Source organism: Paenibacillus riograndensis SBR5, from assembly GCF_000981585.1.
In the GTDB taxonomy this organism is placed as follows: domain Bacteria; phylum Bacillota; class Bacilli; order Paenibacillales; family Paenibacillaceae; genus Paenibacillus_AQ; species Paenibacillus_AQ riograndensis.
In genome coordinates this window covers 6,949,544-6,971,875 of sequence record NZ_LN831776.1, presented here as the reverse complement: position 1 = coordinate 6,971,875, position 22,332 = coordinate 6,949,544, and the positions used below count along the sequence as shown (strand labels likewise).

The 22,332-nt window shown below is 53.2% G+C and carries 19 protein-coding genes; 14 read left to right on the top strand and 5 right to left on the bottom strand.

Annotated elements, in window-relative coordinates; all coding sequences use genetic code 11:
- Positions 1–16: 16 nt before the first annotated feature.
- Positions 17–478, top strand: coding sequence for an S-layer homology domain-containing protein (locus PRIO_RS37365; protein WP_331709856.1), 462 nt, complete (start codon positions 17–19; stop codon positions 476–478).
- Between the two features lie 150 nt (positions 479–628).
- Here the strand turns inward: PRIO_RS37365 and PRIO_RS29320 are convergent, their stop codons facing one another.
- Positions 629–1,105: a hypothetical protein gene (locus PRIO_RS29320; RefSeq protein WP_331709824.1), complete on the bottom strand. Its 477-nt coding sequence runs from the start codon at positions 1,103–1,105 to the stop codon at positions 629–631.
- Positions 1,106–1,256: 151 nt separating this feature from the next.
- Here PRIO_RS29320 and PRIO_RS29315 point away from each other — a divergent pair, with 151 nt between their 5' ends.
- From PRIO_RS29315 to PRIO_RS36295, 9 genes are all read left to right on the top strand, one after another.
- A complete protein-coding gene (locus tag PRIO_RS29315) occupies positions 1,257–2,726 on the top strand; it encodes an RNA-guided endonuclease InsQ/TnpB family protein (RefSeq protein WP_046505802.1) in 1,470 nt (489 codons plus the stop codon).
- A gap of 154 nt (positions 2,727–2,880) precedes the next feature.
- On the top strand, positions 2,881–3,069 hold the full coding sequence (locus PRIO_RS29310; protein WP_020425895.1) for a hypothetical protein: 189 nt from the start codon (positions 2,881–2,883) through the stop codon (positions 3,067–3,069).
- A gap of 270 nt (positions 3,070–3,339) precedes the next feature.
- On the top strand, positions 3,340–4,203 hold the full coding sequence (locus tag PRIO_RS29305) for a helix-turn-helix transcriptional regulator (RefSeq protein ID WP_046505798.1): 864 nt from the start codon (positions 3,340–3,342) through the stop codon (positions 4,201–4,203).
- Between the two features lie 150 nt (positions 4,204–4,353).
- Positions 4,354–5,694 carry an ABC transporter substrate-binding protein gene (locus PRIO_RS29300; RefSeq protein WP_020425892.1) on the top strand — a complete coding sequence of 447 codons (1,341 nt, stop codon included), beginning with the start codon at positions 4,354–4,356 and terminating at the stop codon, positions 5,692–5,694.
- Positions 5,695–5,765: 71 nt separating this feature from the next.
- A complete protein-coding gene (locus PRIO_RS29295; RefSeq protein WP_020425891.1) occupies positions 5,766–6,632 on the top strand; it encodes a carbohydrate ABC transporter permease in 867 nt (288 codons plus the stop codon).
- Between the two features lie 12 nt (positions 6,633–6,644).
- Complete coding sequence (locus PRIO_RS29290) at positions 6,645–7,520, top strand: carbohydrate ABC transporter permease (RefSeq protein WP_020425890.1); 876 nt, start codon at positions 6,645–6,647, stop codon at positions 7,518–7,520.
- Between the two features lie 60 nt (positions 7,521–7,580).
- On the top strand, positions 7,581–8,534 hold the full coding sequence (locus tag PRIO_RS29285) for a glycoside hydrolase family 43 protein (protein WP_020425889.1): 954 nt from the start codon (positions 7,581–7,583) through the stop codon (positions 8,532–8,534).
- Between the two features lie 57 nt (positions 8,535–8,591).
- Positions 8,592–10,580: an AbfB domain-containing protein gene (locus PRIO_RS29280; protein WP_020425888.1), complete on the top strand. Its 1,989-nt coding sequence runs from the start codon at positions 8,592–8,594 to the stop codon at positions 10,578–10,580.
- A gap of 70 nt (positions 10,581–10,650) precedes the next feature.
- The gene (locus tag PRIO_RS36295; RefSeq protein ID WP_167345565.1) at positions 10,651–10,809 is read left to right on the top strand and encodes a hypothetical protein; all 159 of its coding nucleotides are present in this window, start codon (positions 10,651–10,653) and stop codon (positions 10,807–10,809) included.
- Positions 10,810–10,941: 132 nt separating this feature from the next.
- Here PRIO_RS36295 and PRIO_RS37255 read toward each other — a convergent pair whose 3' ends face one another.
- On the bottom strand, positions 10,942–11,067 hold the full coding sequence (locus PRIO_RS37255; RefSeq protein ID WP_269451279.1) for a hypothetical protein: 126 nt from the start codon (positions 11,065–11,067) through the stop codon (positions 10,942–10,944).
- 139 nt (positions 11,068–11,206) lie between these two features.
- On the opposite strand from PRIO_RS37255, the gene tnpB reads away from it, so the two are divergent.
- Positions 11,207–12,286 carry an IS200/IS605 family element RNA-guided endonuclease TnpB gene (gene tnpB, locus PRIO_RS29275; RefSeq protein ID WP_046504599.1) on the top strand — a complete coding sequence of 360 codons (1,080 nt, stop codon included), beginning with the start codon at positions 11,207–11,209 and terminating at the stop codon, positions 12,284–12,286.
- A gap of 480 nt (positions 12,287–12,766) precedes the next feature.
- Here tnpB and PRIO_RS29270 read toward each other — a convergent pair whose 3' ends face one another.
- The 3 genes from PRIO_RS29270 to PRIO_RS29260 all read right to left on the bottom strand — a co-directional run bounded on the left by PRIO_RS29270 (position 12,767) and on the right by PRIO_RS29260 (position 15,015).
- Positions 12,767–13,567, bottom strand: a complete 801-nt coding sequence (locus PRIO_RS29270; protein ID WP_020426839.1) for a polysaccharide deacetylase family protein — start codon at positions 13,565–13,567, stop codon at positions 12,767–12,769.
- A 181-nt stretch (positions 13,568–13,748) separates the two neighbouring features.
- On the bottom strand, positions 13,749–13,949 hold the full coding sequence (locus PRIO_RS29265) for a hypothetical protein (RefSeq protein ID WP_046505792.1): 201 nt from the start codon (positions 13,947–13,949) through the stop codon (positions 13,749–13,751).
- A gap of 199 nt (positions 13,950–14,148) precedes the next feature.
- Positions 14,149–15,015, bottom strand: a complete 867-nt coding sequence (locus PRIO_RS29260; RefSeq protein ID WP_020426837.1) for an AraC family transcriptional regulator — start codon at positions 15,013–15,015, stop codon at positions 14,149–14,151.
- Positions 15,016–15,190: 175 nt separating this feature from the next.
- Between PRIO_RS29260 and PRIO_RS29255 the strand changes: the two genes are divergently transcribed.
- The 3 genes from PRIO_RS29255 to PRIO_RS29245 are packed head-to-tail and all read left to right on the top strand — an operon-like array spanning position 15,191 to position 22,321.
- Positions 15,191–15,778, top strand: a complete 588-nt coding sequence (locus PRIO_RS29255; protein WP_231869772.1) for a hypothetical protein — start codon at positions 15,191–15,193, stop codon at positions 15,776–15,778.
- Positions 15,779–15,783: 5 nt separating this feature from the next.
- Positions 15,784–19,815, top strand: a complete 4,032-nt coding sequence (locus PRIO_RS29250) for a glycoside hydrolase family 2 (protein ID WP_046505789.1) — start codon at positions 15,784–15,786, stop codon at positions 19,813–19,815.
- A 31-nt stretch (positions 19,816–19,846) separates the two neighbouring features.
- The gene (locus PRIO_RS29245) at positions 19,847–22,321 is read left to right on the top strand and encodes a GH36-type glycosyl hydrolase domain-containing protein (protein WP_020426834.1); all 2,475 of its coding nucleotides are present in this window, start codon (positions 19,847–19,849) and stop codon (positions 22,319–22,321) included.
- Positions 22,322–22,332 lie beyond the last annotated feature (11 nt).

Sequence of the window (22,332 nt, the reverse complement as noted above, 5' to 3'; positions counted from 1 at the left end):
AGAGTATGTGCGGCTGATGATGGAGAGCAGCGGTGTCAAAGAGAGCAAGACCGTGAAGCTGGCGTTCCCTGATCTGCAGGGACATCCGGATGCCGGCTATATACAAATGGCTGTAGAACTCGGAATGGTTGAGGGAACGGCGGGCGGAGACTTCCAGCCTGACCGGGTCATTTCCCGCCAGGAGGCGGCGGTCATGGTGTGGAGACTGCTCAGTGCACAGTACCCAGATAAGCTGTTCCAGGATGTGAAGCTGGCCGATAGTACGGATAAATGGGCAGTTCCGGCAGTGAAGATGGCCGTGGCTCTGGGATTATACGGTCCGGACATCAAGGCTGATGCCAAGGGGGCAGTTGACTTCAAGTCCAGAGAAGCCCTGAGCAAAAAAGAGAATGCTGCCATTCTGTATGCTCTATTCACGAATCCGATCGATCAGATCGTGGCAGGACTGATGGAGAAGTCCGGCAAAACAGGTAACTGAGATCGCTGCTATGCCCAAAGTCTCGCAGCCGTCCCAGAACATTAGCTAACCGGAGACATCAGATATGAATACAAAGAAGAGCACATTTTAATCGATGTCCTCTTCTTTGTATTCAAAAATCGCTTAACGATCAGGAACTACCCCACATGCTCAACAACGGACCCGCCTCACCGTAGACCGGATCACTATCCGGCAACGGCACCTCGCGGATTTCAGGGAGCGCCGCTGCGAAGTCTTCCGGTGTGGCCCGGCGGGTGTTGTAGTCTGCTCCGCCGGGATAAGCGCCGGTGATGCGGAAGTCCTGCGTGGACGTGAGCCGCTTATGTGCCGTACCGGCAGGCAGCACCAGGACATCCCCGGCCGAGACCTCAACCCTGCGCCCGGCATCCCGCCTAGCTGCAGGCTGGCGCTGCCGGACATCACACCGAGCACCTCATGCGCATTGCTGTGGTAATGGTGATAGCTGAATACACCGTTCACCCAGCTGTTCCGCCAGCCGTTATCATTGAAGAGCTGCTCTGCGCTTTCCGGATTCTCCTGTAGTGCGCGTTTATACAGAACTGCCGGAAGCCCGGGGTTATTCGGCAGCAGCTTGTCGGCCTTGAAGGTGAAAGCTTCTATCAGCACTCGCCGAGAGGACTCCCGCTTCTGCAAGCGGTGAGGTGAATCGGCGACCTCCTGAACTTGCCCGCAAGATGTTCTTTCCTTCCATCTTTATTAGCGGTATAATAAAAACGGAACATACATTCGCATTCCGTGATTGGAAGGAGGTGAAGTCATGTCGGATTCAACGATGATGTACAGGACCCATCAAGTATGGATCAAACCGGGCCATCGGTTGTTTACGTACCTAAATGAAGCGTGTCAGAACGCCAGAAATCTGTACAATACGACCAACTTTTACATCCGGCAAGTGTTTACTTCTTTTGGACGAAAAGGGCCCCTTCAGCCATTGCAACAACAAGTGATGAACACACTGGAAACAAGGCTCGAAGCAATGAATGAAAGACGGAGCTTTCAAAATCGTTCCCGCCTGTTCGAGCTGCCTTCACAGGAGAATCCCTTTGTGTCCTACCCCTTTCTGGACGCGTTGTTCAAAGTGATGGATCAACCCGATTATCGCGCACTTCCTACGCAGAGCAGTCAAAGCATCATGAAGGTGGTGTTTCAAAACTGGACCGGCTTCTTCGCGAGCATGAAGGATTATCGTAAACATCCGGAGAAGTACACCGGCAAACCGAATATACCGGGTTACGCTCGCAGTCCGGTGAAAGAAGTGGTGTTCTCCAATCAGGATTGCGTGATCAAAGAACGGAAGTTTCTTAAGCTTCCCAAGACCAGGCGACAGCTTAACATCGGCAAGCTGGGCCGTGCCCACGGACAACTGAAACAGGTACGTGTAGTGCCCAGCCATGGACACTATGTCGTCGAATTGATCTTCGCTTGTCCAATGGAAGAGAAGGAAGCCGCGCAAGAAAACGTGCTAGACGTCAAACCTTCTGATTTACTTATGGACGTGAATCGTTCTGATTACCTTATGGCCATTGATTTGGGTGTAGACAATCTTGCAACCATCGTCACGACAACGGGTTCGAAGCCGATGATCGTGAAGGGCAAGATCGTCAAAGCGATCAACCAGTATTACAACAAGATGAAAGCGCACTATACCGGAATTCTTCGTCAAGGCAAGGAACCGAGAGAAGGGTTACACACCTCCAAACGGATGGAACGTCTGCATCGGAAACGCTACCTCCGGATCAAAGACTTGTTTCACAAAGCCAGTCATCGCCTGGTTAGGTTGGCCGTGGAAAAACGCATCGGCACGATCGTCATCGGACATAACGATAGATGGAAGCAATCATCGGCGATCGGACGGCGAAACAATCAGTCGTTCTGCCACATCCCACACCAGATGCTGATCCGCATGATCCAGTATAAGGCGGCTGAACAGGGAATAGCGGTCATACTGACGGAAGAAGCATACACGTCGAAAGCCAGCTTTCTGGATCACGATCCCTTGCCGCGTTATGGCGAAGAGGGGACATGGACGTTTTCCGGCAAGCGAATTCATCGCGGGCTGTATCGAAGTAATAAAGGGTTCATCCATGCCGATGTAAACGGCGCTGCCAACATTATGCGCAAAGTATTCCCAAACGTAGTTGCCAAGAGTACGGATGGGATAGAGGAGTTGGACGGTAACCAGTCCGTCAACGTGTCAACTCCCCTGGTGTTAAGTATCCTGAAATAATTCAGGTTGAGACATCAGAAACCCCCACTTCAGCCGAAGCGGTAGCATCGGTAAGTGGCGGGAGTATTCATAGATCCGTCCCGCATACTTAATCATCTCCTGTTCTTTAGTTGTCATTACCCAAACCAGGTTACCGGACAACCATAAGGTGATTATGGCCTACAGTGTAGGGGAGGATTACGATCCGTTCCTGTATAGTATGCAGCTGCTGGATGAGCCGAAGGATCTGGAGGGTCTGGGGGCAAGAGTAATCTCAGGCGGTGTGCGCGGACTGTTTACTCTGACCGAAGCGATCATTATGTATGACAAACAGGGCCACTATTGGGCAGCAGTGTCTTTATGAATCCGTAACCCGTGAACAAATAAGCAAGATTCCGGAAGAAGGTAGACAACAATGAAACAGCCGCTGAGTACCGTGGTCATGCCGGTGTCCTGCGGCTGTTTTGCTGTGGTTCCGATTAGAGTAAACACTGCAGCAATGCAGCACCTGGACCGTTAGAGAACTTAGTCACACTCCCCTCTCTCACAAAACTATGTTCGTGCTAAAATATACTTATGCATTGAACATAGTGAGGCGAGTTTTCACAGGTACATCCAAAAAGGGGAGTATACAATGCAAAATGATACTAAAAACTTCGTGATCAGCATGGAGCGGTTTATGCCCCATACCTTCCAGGCCGAGAAGGGTGAAGGCCTTTTTATGTCGCATTCCCACGAATACGATGAACTGACTCTTATTTTGGAAGGTGAAGGGTATTACAGTTCGGCGGAACAGAATATCAAGGTGTCCAAAGGGGATCTTATTCTGATACCGTCCCGGCTTCACCACGGCTTTGTCTGTACCGAGCCCTGGCAGGGGATCTCTGTACATTTCTATCATGACAAGCTGCCGGCATACTGCCAGTACCTCTTTCATAACGCAGAGCGGGAGCAGGACCGGATTCGCAGTGCTTATCTCAGTGAAGAGGATATGCGCTGGGCGGAGATCAGCCTCATTCAGCTGGAGAAGGAATGGAAATTAGAGAGTTATAATGCAGATTCTTATGTCTTGATGCGGGTAGCCTTGGAGACGATCCTGCTGCTGTTCCAGCGGAACAGGGTAACCATGCTATTGCCCCATGTCTTAAATGACCAGTTCACCATCCAGGAGGTATTGAAGGAGATCCATGCCGGCTATCATACCCAGATTACGGTTAGCGAGCTGGCTTCAAGGTATTTTCTGTCCGAAAGCAATCTGCGCAAAAAATTTACAGAGCTGATAGGCGTTTCGCCAAAACAGTACATTATCAATCTTCGCCTGCGTGAAGCGAAGCGCTTACTGCAGCAGACCGATAAGGCGGTTGAGATCATTTCTCACGAGGTCGGGTTTACATCCTCCAGCCGATTTTATCATTTTTTTGTCAAAGCTGCGGGAGCCACGCCACTGGAATGGCGCAAAAAAGTCGGTGAACAGACATTGACCAATAACCATCCCTAAGGGTGGTTATTTTTTTGACCGTCGAAAACGCTTTTAGTTAAGATTTTTTTGATCAGTAACTAAAGCGTTTTCATGATTGTTCCGGATAGCATTTCCCCTAATAATTTAGGAGCAGGGAATAAATTTATAGTTAAGGGGTGTCGAATAAAAATGAATGTATCGAAAAGCAATTCCGGCAAGTATCTGCTCTTGTCCCTATCCTTGGCACTGCTTACCGGCGGCTTGGCCGGTTGTGGAAACAGCAAGAAGGAGCCGGAAGCCGGAAATATCCCAAATGCCGAGGGACAGGTTACGATTCAGTTCGCCGGATGGGGCGATCCGTCGGAGAAGGAGGTATTTACAAATCTGATTCAAGCCTTCGAGAAGGCGAACCCCGCAATTAAAGTTGATTATCTGCACATTCCCTCAGGGGATTACGTAGGCAAGATGAATACGATTCTAGCCGGAGGAAATGCCCCCGATGTACTGTATGTGCCGGACGGCGACTTTGGCCGCTGGGTGAGCCAGGATCTGCTGCTGCCTATCGAGGATTTGTTGAAGAACAGCAGCATTGATACCGCCGACATGTGGGCGTCGGGTCTTGAACGTTACCGCTATGATGGCTCGGCTAATGGTCAAGGTGAGCTGTATGCGCTGCCTAAGGATATTGGTCCTCATGTGCTGTACTACAACAAGGATATTTTCACCAAAATGAATGTTCCGTTCCTGTCCGCAGATACGCCAATGTCCATGGAGCAACTGCTGGATACGGCTAAGAAGCTGACGGTCAGCAAGAATGGCAAGACAACACAATATGGTATGGGACCGGTCTGGTGGGAGGACTTCGTGCTGGCACACGGCGGCAGCTTCCTCAGTGACAACAAACAGGAATTCGTCGGCAACAGCCAGGAGACCATCGATGCCCTGCAGTTTGCAGCGGATCTTACCAACAAACATGGAGTCGTTCCAAGTTCTTCTGCGCTCAAAGATCTGAACGACAGTGAAATGTTCAAGACAGGCAAGCTGGCGATGATGGTAAGCGGCCGCTGGATGGTACCGGAATTCCGCAAGCTGAACTTTGATTGGGATGTAGCGCCGCTGTCAGGCAAGGGCTGGGGCGGGATCAGCGGTTCGGTAGGACTGGCTATCTACAGCAAGACGAAGCATGTGGAAGCGGCTTACAAATTAGTGGAGTATCTTGGCGGACCGGAAGGGCAGAGGGAACAATCCCTTATGGGCTTCTCCATCCCAAGCTTCAAATCCATGGCGTCTACGGATGTCTTCCTGCAGCCGGGTCAGAAGCCGGAGCATGCCGAGGTGTTCATCCAGGCGGTGGAAAAAGAAGTCTCAGGACCATGGACTGCCTTGCCTAACGCCAAATGGTACGATCTGCTCGCTCAAGGGCTGGCTCCGATGTGGGAAGGCAAGAAATCCGCAGCTGATGTATTAAATGATTTGAAGCCCAAAATAGATGCAGCAATCAAAGAGGGGAATTCCGGCTTGTTCAAGTAAACAGAAGGTGAGTCCGGTGAAGAAGAAGGAATTCAGGCTTTTCCTTCACCCTCGAGTAATGGAGGATAATCATGAAACGAAGGGAATATCTATGGGCATATTCATTCATTGCCGCACCCATCCTGGGATTCTTGCTGTTTGCGTTCATCCCTCTCAGCTATTCAGTCTATGTAAGCTTCACGGATTATAGCGGTTATCAGACACCCGTATTCAATGGCGGGGACAATTATGTGAAGCTGGTTCAGGACGAGTTGTTTTGGAAAACTCTGCGCAATACACTCTATTCGGCTCTTAGCATCCCTATTGGCATGATCTGCTCTTTGGGCTTTGCAACCGCGTTGAATCAGAAAATCCAGGGTATCCGTTTTTTCCGGACCATGTTTTTCCTGCCGACGATCAGCTCGGTCATCGCACTTACGCTGCTCTGGAAATGGATCTTTAATGATACCTACGGATTGTTAAATCATTTGCTGGAGCTAGCTGGAATCCAGGGGCCTGCCTGGCTCAGCAGTGAGCAGTGGGCGATGCCGGCCATGATCATTCAAGGGGTATGGTCCGGACTGGGCATCAATATCGTGCTGTATCTCGCGGCTCTGCAGGGCGTGCCCAGAAGCTTCTATGAAGCGGCAGAGATTGACGGTGCAAATGGCTGGCAACGGTTCCGCCATATAACGGTTCCCTGCATATCGCCTACTACACTCTATATTCTAATCACCGCCATCATCGGGGCGCTTCAGGATTACCCGCGGTTCCAGATTATGACCGAAGGCGGGCCGAACTATTCCACGACGACGATTGTATACTATCTCTTCCAGAATGCTTTCCGGTATATGAATATGGGGTTTGCCTCATCTATGGCGTGGATTCTCGGGTTGATCATTCTGGCCGTCACGCTGCTGAATTTCTACTTTTCCCGGCGCTGGGTGCACTATGAATAGGAGAGGATACGCGTGAGTACGAGAACAACAACGGCAAACGGCGCCTGGGGCAGCAAGAAACAGGCCAGAGAGCGTACCTTCAAAGGGTTCGCGTATCTGTTCCTGTCGGCCGGAGCGCTGGTTATGGCTGTTCCCTTTCTGTGGATGCTGTCCACTTCGCTGAAGCAGCAGGGAATGGAATTTGAAATGCCGCCGAAATGGATACCTCAGCATTTTGAATGGAGTAACTATCATTTTGTATTGTTTGAATCCGATATTGTTCAAGGATTTGTAAACACATTGCTCATTATCCTGCTGCCTTGTCTGGTAGGCTTGTTTACCAGCGCGCTGGCAGCCTATGCCTTCGCGCGGCTACTTTTTCCGGCCCGGAATCTGCTGTTCGGACTGCTGCTGGCCACCATGATGATCCCCGGTGTGGTCACCATGATTCCGACCTTCATGCTGTTCAAGAACATCGGCTGGATTGACAGCTGGATGCCGCTGATCATACCGGGGATGTTCGGTGCGGCAGCGGCCGTATTCCTGCTGAGGCAATTCTTCCTGACGATCCCGAGGGAGCTGGAGGATGCTGCCAAGGTAGATGGAATGAATCCGTTCCACACCTTCCTCCGTATCATGCTGCCGTTGTCCAAGCCGGCATTGATTACGCAAGGACTCTTGAACTTTATAGCAGGCTATAACGATTATCTTGGACCGCTGATTTATATCAACTCGCCGGAAAAGTATACCCTGCAGCTGGTTCTTGCGTCCTTTCAGGGGTTCTATACTTCGCAATGGACCTATATTATGGCCGGCTCCGTGCTTGCGCTGATTCCCACACTGCTGGTGTTCTTTTTTGCACAGAAATATTTCGTTGAAGGCATTGCCTTGACAGGGATGAAGGGCTGAGCGTCCGGCGGCAGTAAGTACGATTAACCTATAACACCGATAAGATGAGGAGAAAAAAACATGGCAGGTACAGAAACATTTCGCAATCCCATCGTCGCACGCGCTGCCGATCCTTGGGTACTGAGGCACACAGACGGGAATTATTACTTCATGCACACACAGTCCGGAGGGCTGGGGCTAACCCAATCCTCCAGCCTGACCGGTCTTGCCCAAGGCCGGAAGAAGACCATCTGGTCACCGGAACCCAATGGACGGTACAGTTACAACCTGTGGGCACCGGAAATTCACCATCTAAATGGTAAATGGTATATCTATTTCACCGCCAATGACGGCGGAGGCGATGAATCGCGGCGCATTTGCGTACTGGAGAACGGGGAAGCCGATCCGATGGAAGGCGAATGGGTATGGAAGGGCGCGCTGCCGACCCCTGTTCCCGGCCTGGATGGAACTGTGGTTACGGTACAGGAACAGCTTTATTTTTTGTATGCCGGATATGGACATTACCCTGATTATGGTTCTGCTATCTATATCATGCGAATGAGTAACCCATGGACACTGGAGGGGGATCACGTCCTGCTTACAGCTCCAACTCTGGACTGGGAGAAGCAGGGGGGCATGGCCATTAATGAAGGACCGGTAACGCTCCACCGTAACGGACGCATCTATCTTGTCTATTCGGCCAGCACCACCTGGTCGGAGGATTATGCGCTGGGCATACTGACCATGGAGGAGTCGGCTGACCCGATGGAACCGTCTTCCTGGACCAAATCTCCAGTCCCTGTGTTCCACAAAAGTGTCGAGAACGGAGTCTATGCTACCGGACATAACAGCTTTACCGTGTCGCCGGACGGAGAGGAGGACTGGATTGTCTATCACGCTCTTCCCGCTCCGGGTGCTGATGCGGGCCTGCGGGCAACCTGTATTCAGAGATTCACCTGGAAGGAGGATAGAACCCCGAATTTCGGCATTCCGGTGAGTGCTGATGAGGATATTGCGGCACCGTCAGGAGAATAGGCTAAGCGGCCATTCATTTCTTGTTATCTAATTTATAGCGAAGGGATGAGGATCAGTATGAAGAAAGCTATGCTATTGACTCTAATCGCAGCCTTGTTAGTCATGGGAATTTCGGTAGCGCCTGTACAGGCGGCAACGACAGGAACGGTAATCTCTAGCAGTGCGGCGGAGCCGGAGCCGTATTATGCGAGGGCAGTGAAGCTGGACAACGGGAATCTTCTAAGTACCTTCACCCGGAGATTCCCCGGAAATACTGATTGGGCAGGCATGAAGGCTTTTCCGTTCTACCGGAGCACGGACGGCGGGGCGACCTGGTCTCTGCTCAGTGAGATTGATCCCAACAATTACGGGCTGGACCGGAATCAGCAAGGGATGACAACGTTATATGTGTTACCGCAGAAGGCCGGAGATTATCCGGCGGGAACCCTGCTGTTCGCGTCGACGGATTGGAACAATTCGGTTCCGTATACCATCCACATTTGGAGAAGTACCGATAATGGCGCTACCTGGCAGTTCCATAGCAATCTGGCTGCGCGGGGGACCGCGGGAACCCAGCGTACATGGGAGCCGGAATTCTCGGTAACCAGCGACGGGCGTTTGATTTGTTATTATTCGGATGAACGTCAGCCGGGCTATAATCAGGCCATCGCCCAGGAGATTTCAAGCGATGGAGGACTGACTTGGGGGAACTACAGTATTATCGTCGGCAATTCGTCGAACTGGGACTGGCGTCCGGGGATGCCGCGGGTAGTGAAGGTGAAGAACGGAACTTATTTCATGTTCTTTGAAATGCTGGGGGCGGCCCCGAATTTCGCAGTCCGTTATAAAACGTCAGCCAACGGAGTGGATTGGGGAAGTGCGACGGATCTGGGGAACGTAGTTGGTACAGGGATTTACCGCGCCTCCCAGACGCCGGAGATTGCTTATATCGATAACGGGACGGCCAACGGCAGATTATATGTGCGCGGCATGACCGATGTGATATCCTCCGCAAATAAAATGTTTACAAGCGGAGACTATGGCGCCACCTGGACCCAGGTTGATGCGCCGCTTACTGTAAAGGGCTCCAATCAGAACACACCTGCGGCCTGGAGCGGTACGCTTCTGCCCCTCAGCCATTCTATGCTGCTGGAAGTCAACACGGTGAAGGTAGGGGACCGTAATGAAATCCGCGCCAATGTGGCTCAGGTGAACGGGGATTCCTCCATTGTATCCGGCGGAATCTACAAGCTGATCAATCAGAATAATAACCTGCTGCTGGACAATGCCGGGGGCGGCTCACCGGCCGGTACCGAAATCATCCAATGGAGTGATCTTGGCGCGGATACCCAGTGGTGGCGGTTGGATTACAGAAATAGCGGCTTCTTCCGGGGAATGAGTGTGAACAACAGTCTGGTCTGGGAGGATCCGGACGGAGCCACGGCTCCGGGGACCAAGGTCATCCTGGGGACGAACAATGACCTGGACACCCAGCGGTGGAAATTCGCCCACAAGGGCAGCAGCTATTACACGGTCATGAACGGGCACAGCGGGTTGATGCTGGATAACGCCGGGGGCGGCTCGCCTGCCGGAACCAAGGTCATTCAGTGGGGAGCCAACAGTCTGGATACCCAGAACTGGAAGCTGGTCCGGGTAGATACGGAGATTCCGGTCAATCAGCTGGAGAGCTTCAACATGCACAGCTATGTGCAATATCAGGACGGGAGAGGAAGAATAGACGGAGGACAATACAGTGCAGAATCCCAGTGGAGACTGGTCAAAGGACTGGCGAATGAATCCTCTGTGTCTATCGAATCCGTTAATAAACCGGGCTTCTATCTCCGTCACAGGGACGGGAAGGTCTGGCTGGAGGCTAACGACAATTCTGCCCTGTTCAAGAATGATGCAACCTGGCAGCTGCGCGCCGGACTGACAGGCTCATGGGCGGCTTCCTTTGAATCCTACAATATCCCGGGCGCTTATATGAGACACCGGAATGGCTTGCTGGAGATATCCACTATATCAACGGCTGTAGATCAACAGGATGCAACATTTTACGTGAAATAGGCGGCAAGCTGTGTCATCTACACAAGAAGGAGCGTTAATGCAATGAAGGAGCCGCATACGAAGGAAGCCTATGCGAAGGAGGCACATACTGTTCTCCTCACCGGTGATTCAAGGCTTCTGCTATACCCAGTTGACCGATGTCGAGCAGGAGATTAATGGGCTGCTGACCTATGACCGGAAGCCCAAGGCTCCGGTTGAACGGATTCGCAGTATTATAAAGGGTGAATAGCCCGTTAGACCAGAGGCGAAGTGTAATTAAGGCCATCCATTTCGGATGGCCTTAATTATAATTATAAAGTTTAGTCCAGAAGCTTGTACATCAGGATACTTTCAATCTTAGTATCCTTAATGTGAAAGGGCATCACACCCACATAGTTTGCCGGTGCATACCGGTAATCATCTTCTTCGTTAGGCGCTCCATTCCAATCAGATTCCCTTCGGGATAAGCTTCCTTCAGCTTGTCGACACTGTCGCCAACTTTAACCATCAGTTGTCAGAATTCCCCCATTTCTAAAATGGTGGGATGAATGGCAACGGTCTTTCTTATCTAAAGGAAATTTTCTTCCATAAATACGAACATTTGTGCTATGATGGATTCGTAAATTCCTGGAAAGGAGTTGCGAGGCATGTTCGTACTTAAAGCGCATAAGTATCGGATCTACCCCACCCATGAGCAACAACAATATCTGGCAAAGGTGTTCGGATGTGTCCGCTTTATCTACAACAAAATGCTTGCGGATAAGATCGAACACTATAAACAAACGGAGAAAATGCTCCATAATACACCTGCCAGGTACAAGAAAGCATTCCCGTGGCTGAAAGAAGTGGACAGCCTGGCCTTAGCAAACGTTCAGCTCAACCTGGAGAAAGCCTATAGGCATTTTTTTCGGGATAAGAACGTGGGTTTCCCTACATTCAAAAGCAAGAAAACGAACAACAATAGCTTCACAACGAACAATCAAAACGGAACGATAGCCACCAAAGCTGGAACGATTAAAATTCCGAAACTAAAGACAAGAATCCGAATCAAGGTACATCGTCCATTCTGGGGGCGAATCAAATCCTGCACCCTATCCAAAACACCATCAGGAAAATATTTTGCCTCCGTACGGGTAGAAACAGATATCGCTCCTTTGCCAAAAACAGAAAAGAAGATTGGCGTAGATCTGGGACTAAGAAACTTTGCGATTACTTCGTGTGGCGAAGTGATCGCAAATCCGAAACATCTTCGTCAATCTGAACAACGATTAGCCAAACTGCAAAAGGACTTGTCGAGAAAGAAGAAAGGAAGCCATAACCGAAATAAAGCACGTTTGAAGGTCGCCAAGCTTCATGAAAAAATAGCGAATCAGCGTAAAGACTTCTTGCACCAAACGTCAACCCAAATGATACGCGAAAACCAAGTGATCGTGATGGAAGACCTGCGTGTAAAGAAAATGATGCAGAATCACAAATTAGCGAAAGCCATATCCGAAGTATCGTGGAGCATGTTCAGAGAGATGCTTACTTACAAATCAGAATGGTACGGTAGAGAATTGATGATTGCCCCAAAACACTTTGCGAGCAGCCAAAGATGTTCCTGCTGCGGCTATAAAAACGCAGAAGTGAAGAACCTTGCGGTACGTGAATGGACTTGTCCTGAATGTAGTGTACAACACGACAGAGATGTAAACGCAGCTAAAAACTTAATACAATTAGCCATATAAGATGGCAACGATTGGGCTAGGAACTAGCCTCTAAGCTTGGGTAAACTTGGAGCAGTAGCTCTATTGACCAAGAAGCACCCACCTCTTAGGTGGTGTGTAGTTCACTGCTTGCATCTTTACCCCTTCGGGCGATCTCATCCTCGTCGATCCCGATGCCCTGATCCCTTATTCGGATGACGGCCTCCCGCTGGCGGATAAACGTTTCAATTGCTATATAAACTTAAAGAATTCATAAAAGGGAAGAAGTGCGGAGGGGAAGTTTGGATACTTACAGAGCGAATGCGTCCGCCTGAAAGCTTTCCGTAGGAAAGCTCGCTATCTTCAGCATAAACAGTCACCGGATTTCAACCGCTAAAGGCGGTTCAAATCAAGAAATTCTTACGACAACAGCGGCTGGAAGTCCAAACATTCCCCGCAGTGACGAACAATGTAAAACTAAAGTTCAACTTATATAGCTGCCGGCCTCAAGTGCCCGATGCTTCAATCCAGCTGCAGGGTAGCGCCTGAGGGGATCTGGCGGACTTGATCCTCTGCCGTAATCCATACATCCACTGCTGAGGGGTTATAGACGATGGACCGGGAAGCGGAGAAGCGCAATCCCCGGACAGCGGAGAGATAGTCAACAATCTCGATATTGGTGGCATACCAGATATCTTCATGGCCGCCCATCATGCCGGCGAACTGCTCTAATTCCTCCCAGTTATTGTTGTCGTTGAATTCATAGCTGTGCCCCCAGACATACAGGAGCTGCATTCGTGGGTACTTAGGCTTCTCCTCCAGGAATTGCTGTCCAAGCGCCAGCATATCACGGTGATGGCAGGTGGGATGCCAGGCCAGCGGGTTGTCCGGCAGGATGAAGCTGCCGTGGGACTGTACAGTTCGCGAATATTCGATTCCCAGCGCAGGAAGAATGCTCAACACCCCGTCATTGTAATCGCCGAACGGATAGGACATGCCCCTAACGGGATACCCGGCGATTTGCTCCAGGTGTTCGCGGTCCCTCAGAACCTCTTCGGCAATGCCTTCACGGGGGGTCATGGAAAGGAAAGGATGAGTGCAGGTATGCGCGGAAATTTCATGCCCTTTATAAAGGGAGGCCGCTTCTTCCCTGGTAATATAGCTGTCCTTGCCAAAGAATCCCGAATTTAAATGAAAAGAGCCCTTCAAGCCATGCCGGTTCAGGACCGCGACCAGCTGTCTGTCATAGATTCTACCGTCATCCCAGCTCGTTGTTAGCGCTTTAGTAACACCGCCCGGAAAAAGATCAAGTTTGATTTTCATAACATCGTACCCTCCTGATTGCTCGATTGTTTCCATTATGAAGAATGCCAGAGTCCGCAGAGATTAGCAAGTCTTGTTCATAGACGACATATTGTCATCTGGCTTCAATGAGTTCAAAAAAAAGGTTTTTTGGGCAGCATAGAGCTTCATACAGAGCTAAGCGGATTTTTCCCTTAACATTTTAAAAAGTGCCGTTGTTAGGCGCGGCGCAGCCGTGATCGGTGAAAACAACGGCAAAAGTGCCGTTGTTAAGCCTCAGCACGTCAGCTAGCCGTGAAACAACGGCAAAAATGCCGTTGATACGTCCCTGCAGGGAAGTTGCCGGGGCAGTACCGGGAAATCCAGCGATTGTAAGTCCGGATTCCCCGATGGCTTGGGCCATCCAGCATCCCCGCGTTGTGCAATAGTGTGCGCTTGATAAGCAGCGGGGCGGGGACTGTCCATCCGTAAGCGTGATGTGTCTTCAAGCGATTGCGCGTTCTCTCGTTCAGCAACTTATGCGCTGTTCATTTTACCCGTACTTTTTCTTCAAAGGCTGCCTTCAATTCCGCCCGTGGCTCCGATTCCGGCCTGCCGTCACGTTACAGCCCGGCCTTATGTGTCCGGTATTCGGAAGGCGTGCAGAGGAACACTTTTTTGAATTGTCTAGAATAGTAATTATGGTCCCGGAACCCGCTATCCATCGCGACTTGCGAGATGGACAGCTCCGGATTGCGCAGCAGTGTGCAGGAGTAGTCCAGCCGTTTGCGGATGATGTAATCCATGGGCGTCGTATGATAATTCCGGGTGAACACGCGGAGGAACTGGCGCTTGGACATAAAGGCCAGATCGGCCAGATCCTGCAAAGAGACAGGCTGCAAAAAATGCTCCTCAATATAGGTAATCGCCTCCCCGATCCGCAGCGCTTTGTTCTCCGTCCCGCCGCCATTCTGCCGGTAATACCTTGAGAGGGTGCCGACTAGCGCTGTGAAATAGGTGCGGATCATCAGCCGGTACCCGTCTGACTGCCGGTCATGCTCCTCCAGTATCCGGTCCAGCAAAAGATTCACCTCATCCAGCTGCCTTGGCTCCAGCGAGAGCATCCCCTTGAAGAACATCTCTTTGCGGAAGAACGGCTCCAGATAGAACAAGGCCTGAAATCCCGGCAGGAGCTTCAGCTCAGGCAGCTGCAGCAGCTGATCGGGATGGAACATTACATTGACGTATTGAATATTCTGCACATTTTTGTAGCCGTGGGAGATATCGCTGTGAATAAAAAATACCTGTCCCGCAGAAACGGGATACTCCCTTCCTTCGATGATATGAATCGCACTCCCCTCCAAAATGACCACCAGCTCCGAGAAGTCATGGGAGTGAACATAATAGTCATGGGTAAGCGGGCATTTCTGAATTCGGAAAGTAAAGCCGGGCTCCAGTCCCAAATCCCGTGCATACAGTTTATTTGTCATGTCGTTATTATGCTAAAGAAGGGCTTGATCGTCAAGGAACCGGCCGTCCGGATGCGCTAATCTGAAGAGGTAGATGACACAAAGTTGGAGGGTGCTTATGCAGCGCTGTTTATACAGGGGCGAGTGCAGGGAAGGCGGAGTTCCGGAGTCCTTTTTCCCCTCTCGGCTTCAACAATTGAATGAACGTATGGAACTGCTGGATGTAACCCGGCTCAGCATATTTAAGGGCGGCAAAGAGCTGTTCCTTTATTATGAATGCGGCGGAGAGCGGCATGAACCGGAGAAGCTGTTGGCGGATAACGGGGAACTGCTCCAGGTCTGGCCGGGAGGGGAACAGCCGAGATGGTGGGCGCCCATGATGGATATTTTTCATTATCAGCAGCCTGTTTCCAGAGAGTATTGGAAGCGCAGCCAAGGGGAAAGAACACCCTTTGGAAGGGTGGCTGTTTTGAAGCCGGAGCAGGTTTCAAGCTATGTCTATTACCATTATCAGTATCAGGAGGAGCGTCCGGGAGACGGGGACAAGTACGGGATCATCGGGCTTCATGAGAATTTGCTGTTCTTCTATTCCGAGCTGCCCGCGACGGTGGAACCCGTGCCGTATTCCGGCAAGCTGACAACGAATCTCAGGCCGGAGCATTGGGGGGAAGTTATGGAGCCGCATTTTATCAAGTGGGGGGATGCGCAGCCTGACCAGGAAATTTGGAAAAAGCTCACTATGGTGCTAAACGTAGCCGTCCCCGCAGGCAAAAAAGAGGAGTGAAAAGGATGCGCACATCGATATGTTTGAACGGCGAATGGGATTTCATGCCGCTCTACGGCCAGCCCCTCAACCGGACTCTTCCGGAAAGGCTGGTGTATGAGGCACGCAAGGTACAGGTTCCTTCCAGCTGGCGCCACGGCTATCCGCAGCCATCAGGCAAAAAATTCGGAGAGGTCGCAGAGCATGGCTTCGCGCCGCTGGATGTATACGGCTATCCAAGGGAATGGGATGCGGCGGAAGCTGGTGTGCTGCACCGGTCCTTCCAGGTGCCTGAGACTATGCTGGGGCAGCGGATTGTCCTGCGGTTCGATGGGATTATGCAAAAGGCGGCGGTTTATCTGGACCGCGAGCGGATCGCCGTCTGGGAGGACGGGTATCTGCCCTTGCGGCTGGATATCAGCTCACGGGTGAAGCCGGGTGAGGAGCAGCACCTGCATGTGGTCTGCGGAAGCTTTGATCAAACGGTGCTGCCCTCCGGGGACAGGAAGATTACGGGGCTTGCAGGCTCCTGGTTCGGCAGAATGGCAAGGGGAATCTGGCAGGATGTATTCCTCGAAAGCTATCCGCTTGTAACGCTGGAGGATATTACGATCCGCACCCTTTTCCGCCAAGGCCTTCTGGAGGTGGACGCGCTAATTGGTACGGAATCCGGCAGCGCGTATGCGGAACCGCTGCGGGTATTCCTTAAGGTAAACGACCGGAAACCAGGGGCGTTGCCGGTGCTTGAAGCGGAGGCTGGTGCAGAAGCCGTACCTCTGCAGGCAGGAGAAGGCCGGCAATTATGTGAGAACGCGGACAACAGGGAGTGGCAGAAAGCCCGGTTTGTGCTGTCGTGGCCGGACGCCAGGCTGTGGAGTCCCGAAACTCCTAATCTGTATGAACTGGAGCTTGAGCTGCGGGCAGGAGGGGAAACTCTCGACCGCCGCACCGGAACGTTCGGCTTCCGGGAATTCTGGTGTGAAGGTCCGCAGTTTATGTTGAACGGAACTCCCGTTAACTTGCGCGGGGATTCCTGGCACTTCCAGGGTGCGGCGCAGCAGACAGAAGGCTATATCCGCAATTGGTACCGCATGTGCAGACAGGCGGGCGTCAACAGCATCCGGCTGCATGCCGAGCCGTATCCGTCCGATTATTTGCGGATTGCCGATGAGGAAGGGATGCTTATCGTCGATGAAACCGCGATTTATGGCTCCAGCAAATCGATGGATGCCAATCATCCGGATTTCATAGCCAACTGCCGGGCACATGTGCAGCGGTTGGTGCAACGTGACAAAAACCATCCTTCCGTCATCCTGTGGAGTGTGCAGAACGAGATGCGCTGGGTCGACGGCCGGGACGGCTACAAGCAGCATATTCCCGGCCTGATGAAGCTGATGCGGGACCTGGATTCCACCCGCCCAATCATGGTCGAAGGGGATAACCGGCTGCTCCCCAAGGAGCTTACGGAGGTAGAGAGCCGGCACTACAACATCGACGGAACGATCTCCCAATGGGACCGTACGGTTCCGCTCACCTTTGGTGAACACGGCGGCTGGTGGTACATCTGCCCGCAGAACAGCAGCATGTACGTGGGGCTTGGGGCATACCGCGATACGGACGCTAGTGCTGCCGGGCTTGCCCAGAAAGAGCGGCTCTTCGTGGAATATGCGCGGCGCCAGGGGGTGTCCGGCATCTCCACCTTCAACTTCGTCCATTATTTCATGCGGGCGATGCCGGACCGGGATATTGCTCTGCCGCCTGCGGATCTGACGGAACCAGGACCCAAGCCTGTGCTTATTCCGGCATACTCACTTTCACTGAACAACGGACTGCTGCCGGAGGAATACCCGGCGTATCGGGTCAACCCCTCCTTCGATATCATGGCGGAGGCGTTCAAACCGGTCACGATGATAGCTGCCGAGTATAACCGCTGCTTTTTCGACGACTCGCCGATCCGCCGCAGCTTCGATGTGTATAACGATACGCTGGCCGAACAAGCAGTAACCATTGAATGCACCGTTCAGCAGGACGGACGCGTGGTTCATACGCGGGCCTTCAGCTTCCGGCAAGAGCCTGCTGAACGGCGGTGTATCCGGCTGGAGTGGATGCCGGATTCCGTCGATGGCGAGGGGGAAGCTGTGCTTGCGGCCAGGCTGTTCCATGGGGGGGAACTGAAGCATGAGCTTAGTCTCAGCTACAGGCTGCTGTCCGGCAGCTGCAAGACTGCTCCGGTAGCACTGGAGCTGCCCGCCGTTTATACAGGCTCAGATAGGGACTATGAGGTGATTAAAGTTCTGGTTCCTGACCTGGACCGCATAGATCCTGAAGCCATAGAGCAGCTGCCCGGCGGCATTCTGCTGATTGTCGGCAGCAAAATGCCGGATATGGACGGGGGGCTGGACCGGAAGCTGAGGGGTTTTGTTCAGCAAGGAGGCAGGCTGCTGCTGCTGGAGCAGCTTCATCTCTCCCCCGGCAAGCTTCCCCTGGTCCGCAGAGAGTTCATCCGCGCCCAGGCGGGCAGCTATGAACATCCTGTACTTCAGGGTCTTGGCGACGAGGACCTGATGTTCTGGCATGAGGAGCTCCGCGAGGAAGGGCCGCTGCCGATTATTAAGGCAGCTTTTGAGAAGCCGGTAACCGGGGATTTCACCCTGCTGCTGGAATGCAGCAGCGGTGATTTCGGCGACGGCGGGGACTTGTGGTCGCCGCTTCTGGAATACCGGAACGGTGCAGGAATGTTCCTGGCTAATCAGCTGGAGATCATGGATCATCTCCACCGGATTCCCCAGGCCTGCCTGCTGCTGCGGGGCCTGCTCCGCTATGCGGGCCGCGCGGTCCCCGCGGCTGCGGCACCGGTGCCCGCTGCGGTATGGGTCCGCAGCGGCAGCCCGGCGGAAGCTTTGCTCCGCAAGCTTCGCCTCAAGGGCACTTGGCTGGACAGCGCCGCAGGCTTATCCAGCCTAAGTCCCGGCCTCCTCGTGGTGGAGGCCGGGCTGCTGAACGGACCGGGCGCGGCTGAGGCCGTCCGGCAGGCTGCAAGTGCCGGCAGCAGGGTGCTGGTGCTGCCGGCAGAGCCCGGCGGGCAGGAGGCACTCGCCCGCCTGCTGGACCGTCCCGTGCGCATCGCGCCGCACGGGACGTACCATCTGGAGGCGGACTATGCGCACGCCGCCGTCCAAGGATTCAGCCCTGTCGACCTGTTCGGGTTCGACAAGGTATTTCTCTCGCCCCGGGATGTAGTGAACCGGGAGCTGGCCTTGCACAGGCTGGAAGTCCCGGACGCCGAGGTGCTGTGCACCAGCGTGGAGGGAACAGCCTGGAAGGATTATTTTGCCGGGCAGCACACAGCAGAATACAGCAGACTGGCGCTGGTCGAGCTGAACCGCGACAAGGCGCGTGAACCCGGAGGCTTTCTGATCCGGATCGCGGCAGGCGAGGGAGAAATTATCTGCTCGCAGCTGCTCACGGAAGCGGACAGCGACAAAAGCCTGCGCCTCTACACCCGCCTGCTGGGAAATATGGGCGCCGCCTTCGCGGATGAGCTGCTGATCCGTGATAAAGGGGATGCGGAATGGGCAGTGGAAACTGCAATGGTGCTGCCTTGTCCGCCGTATGTGGACTATCAGGCCATGAAGGATTATTATACCGACCCTGAATTCTCCTTGAACAATCTGGGTGAGGGGCTGTACGGCTGGATGAAGAAAAAAGAACGCCGCGCCGACGGAACACTGCTGATTCCGGACCCGGCAGGCTGTCCGGTGTTCCTGAGCTGCTTTGTGCATCTCCCGGCACTGTCTGAGGACAGCAGGACTGGAAACGTCCGCACCGGCAGGCTGCAGGTGCAATCGGACAATGCCTTCGAGATTTATATGAACGGGGAACAGGTTGCAGCCCCGGAGAAGGAGATCCGGCTGAGCAGCGGAATCAACCGGCTGATTGCCATCGTCCAGGGCGGCCGGGAGGACTTTGCCTTCGGCATGGTGTTCTTGAATAGCGATGGTACTTATATGAACGATTTGGAGTACCGGCTGACGATGGATGAGGTAGAGCCCAAGTGAGCATTTTCCAACCCCGAGAGGAGCCAAACTTATGATGAAGCAACCCGGACCCGCAAGTCCTGCCGGCCTATCCGGCTCTAAAGAGCACAAGAAGGGCGTAGTAAAAACCGCTGGAGGCGCAGCGGTTGTCCGTGAGCAGCAGCTTGACCAGTATTTTACGTTCCGCGACGAACTGAAGGAAGTCGAGTTCAAACGTCATGACATGCCGACACCATGGATGAACTACCTGTCCAACGGCACGTTTCACACCATGCTGTCCCATGCGGGCGGCGGGGTGGCTTTTTATAAATCCCCCCAGATCTGGCGGATTACCCGCTACCGGTTTTTCCATCTGCCGACAGACCGTTCCGGCCCCTATATTTACCTCCAGGATGCCGGAACGGGGCGTTATTGGTGTCCTACCTATGAGCCTGCCTTCCAGAAGCCGCAGGAATGGAGCAGCAGCCACGGCCTGGGGTATACCCGTTTCGAGGCTCAGGAGGATGAGGTCGCTGCGAAGACCGTTTATTTTGTCGGGCCCTATGAGAACTCGCTGATCTGGAATCTGACACTGACGAACAACAGCCCTGCGGTGAAGGTGCTGAATGTGTATGCTTACGCCGAGTTTGGCATGATGGAATTCATGCGCGAGCTGCAGTGGCAGTGCTACAACAAACATCAGGTATCGGTGCAGTATCACCCCAAGGAAGCGCTGGTCTACAAATACGGTGTTGAGAATCAGCCGAAGCCGGAGGAGACGCCGCTGGTATACATGATGTCCGATACGCCGCTGCACAGCTACGACGGCGACCGTGAAGAGTTTATCGGCAGCTACCGCAGTGAATCCAATCCCGCAGCCATTGAGCAGGGAGGCTGCACGGGCTCAACGCTCCTGGGCGGGGACCCCTGCGGCGCGCTCCAGGTACAGGTGACCCTGCAGCCCGGTGAAACCCGGACCGTGAACTTTTTCCTGGGGACGGCAATGGATGAAGTGGAAGTAGAGCAGGCTATTGAGCATTCGCGGGAGGCGGATTTCGTCGCCCGTTCCTATGCAGCCCTTAAAGAGAACTGGGACAGCTATCTGGGCGCTTGGAATTGCGAATTGCCGGATGCAGATGCGCAGCGGATGCTCAACATCTGGAACCCGTATCAGGCCCAGCGGAACTTCCTCTTCTCACGCAATATTTCCTTTTATGCCACCGGCACCTTCCGGGGTGTAGGCTTCCGGGATACCGCGCAGGATATATTGGCCGTGGCCCCGTTTGATCCGGAGGCGGCGAAAGAGAAGGTCCGCCTGCTGCTGGGGCAGCAATATCAGGATGGACATGTGAACCATTATTTCTTCCCGAATGAGGGCTGGGACCCGGTGACCAGCATTCATTCCGATGACCATCTGTGGACCGCGCTTGCGGTATGGGACATTCTCGCGGAGACCGGGGATGCCGGATTTCTGCAGGAGAGCCTGCCCTTTTATGACGGCGGCGAAGGCACGCTGTATGAGCATTTGAAGCGGGCCATCGATTTTACCGCCTCCCGGCTGGGACCGAACGGCTTCCCGTTAATGCTGCGTTCGGACTGGAACGACCAGCTTTTCCGTGTATGCCGCCAGGGCAAAGGGGAGAGCATCTGGACGGCGATGCAGCTCGGGACGGTACTGCTGCGCATGAAGGATCTGGCAGCGGCATCCGGCCATCCGGAGCATGCAGCAGGTTATGAAGCGATGTATGAGAACCAGAAGGACCTGGTGAACACGCTGGGCTGGGATGGGCAGTGGTTCCGGCGGGCGGTGATGGATGACGGGCGTTTCCTCGGTACGGATGAGCACGACGAGGCCAAAATCTGGCTCAACGCGCAAACCTGGGCCACCCTGTCCGGCATGGCCGAGCCAGACAAAGCCGTGCAGGCTATGGACAGCGTGCGTGATATTCTGGATACGGAGCTGGGCATTAAGAAGCTGCATCCTTCCATCACCACTTTCCCTGATCCTGCAGACCCGCTGACCAATTACAACAAGGGCACGGGTGAAAATGGCGCGGTCTTCTGCCATGCCAATACCTGGGCTATTATTGCGGAATGTATGCTGGGTAGAGGAGATCAGGCCTACAAGTATTACCGCCAGCTGATTCCGAACGTCGCTATGGAGCAGGCCGGAATATGGCGCTATAAGGCAGAACCGTATGTCTATGCCTCCAATCTGTTCGGGCCGGAATCGGATAAGTTCGGACTGGCCAACGTATCCTGGCTGACCGGTACTGCCGCTTGGATGTATATTGCTGCTACCCAGTATATTATGGGCATTAAGCCAGTCCTGGAGGGGCTGTCCATTGATCCGTGCATTCCCTCGGAGTGGGAAGGCTTCACGGTGAACCGGAGATTCCGCGGCTGCCTCTACGAGATTTCTGTAACCAACAGCTCACATAACTGCAAGGGTGTGAAGGAAATCCGTGTGGATGGCCAGCGGCTGGAAGGCAACATAGTGCCCGCTTACCCGGAAAAAGCTATGGTTAAGGTAGAGGTTATCCTGTAGCCCTTGCAAGT

Coding starts and splice junctions, on each gene's coding strand:
- PRIO_RS29295 (WP_020425891.1), top strand. CDS start 5,766: ATGAAACGAAGGGAATATCTATGGGCATATTCATTCATTGCCGCACCC.
- PRIO_RS37255 (WP_269451279.1), bottom strand. CDS start 11,067: ATGGTTAAAGTTGGCGACAGTGTCGACAAGCTGAAGGAAGCTTATCCC.
- PRIO_RS29245 (WP_020426834.1), top strand. CDS start 19,847: ATGATGAAGCAACCCGGACCCGCAAGTCCTGCCGGCCTATCCGGCTCT.
- PRIO_RS29270 (WP_020426839.1), bottom strand. CDS start 13,567: ATGAAAATCAAACTTGATCTTTTTCCGGGCGGTGTTACTAAAGCGCTA.
- PRIO_RS29265 (WP_046505792.1), bottom strand. CDS start 13,949: ATGGCCCAAGCCATCGGGGAATCCGGACTTACAATCGCTGGATTTCCC.
- tnpB (WP_046504599.1), top strand. CDS start 11,207: ATGTTCGTACTTAAAGCGCATAAGTATCGGATCTACCCCACCCATGAG.
- PRIO_RS37365 (WP_331709856.1), top strand. CDS start 17: ATGATGGAGAGCAGCGGTGTCAAAGAGAGCAAGACCGTGAAGCTGGCG.
- PRIO_RS36295 (WP_167345565.1), top strand. CDS start 10,651: ATGCGAAGGAGGCACATACTGTTCTCCTCACCGGTGATTCAAGGCTTC.
- PRIO_RS29305 (WP_046505798.1), top strand. CDS start 3,340: ATGCAAAATGATACTAAAAACTTCGTGATCAGCATGGAGCGGTTTATG.
- PRIO_RS29280 (WP_020425888.1), top strand. CDS start 8,592: ATGAAGAAAGCTATGCTATTGACTCTAATCGCAGCCTTGTTAGTCATG.
- PRIO_RS29260 (WP_020426837.1), bottom strand. CDS start 15,015: ATGACAAATAAACTGTATGCACGGGATTTGGGACTGGAGCCCGGCTTT.
- PRIO_RS29300 (WP_020425892.1), top strand. CDS start 4,354: ATGAATGTATCGAAAAGCAATTCCGGCAAGTATCTGCTCTTGTCCCTA.
- PRIO_RS29285 (WP_020425889.1), top strand. CDS start 7,581: ATGGCAGGTACAGAAACATTTCGCAATCCCATCGTCGCACGCGCTGCC.
- PRIO_RS29315 (WP_046505802.1), top strand. CDS start 1,257: ATGTCGGATTCAACGATGATGTACAGGACCCATCAAGTATGGATCAAA.
- PRIO_RS29310 (WP_020425895.1), top strand. CDS start 2,881: ATGGCCTACAGTGTAGGGGAGGATTACGATCCGTTCCTGTATAGTATG.
- PRIO_RS29250 (WP_046505789.1), top strand. CDS start 15,784: ATGCGCACATCGATATGTTTGAACGGCGAATGGGATTTCATGCCGCTC.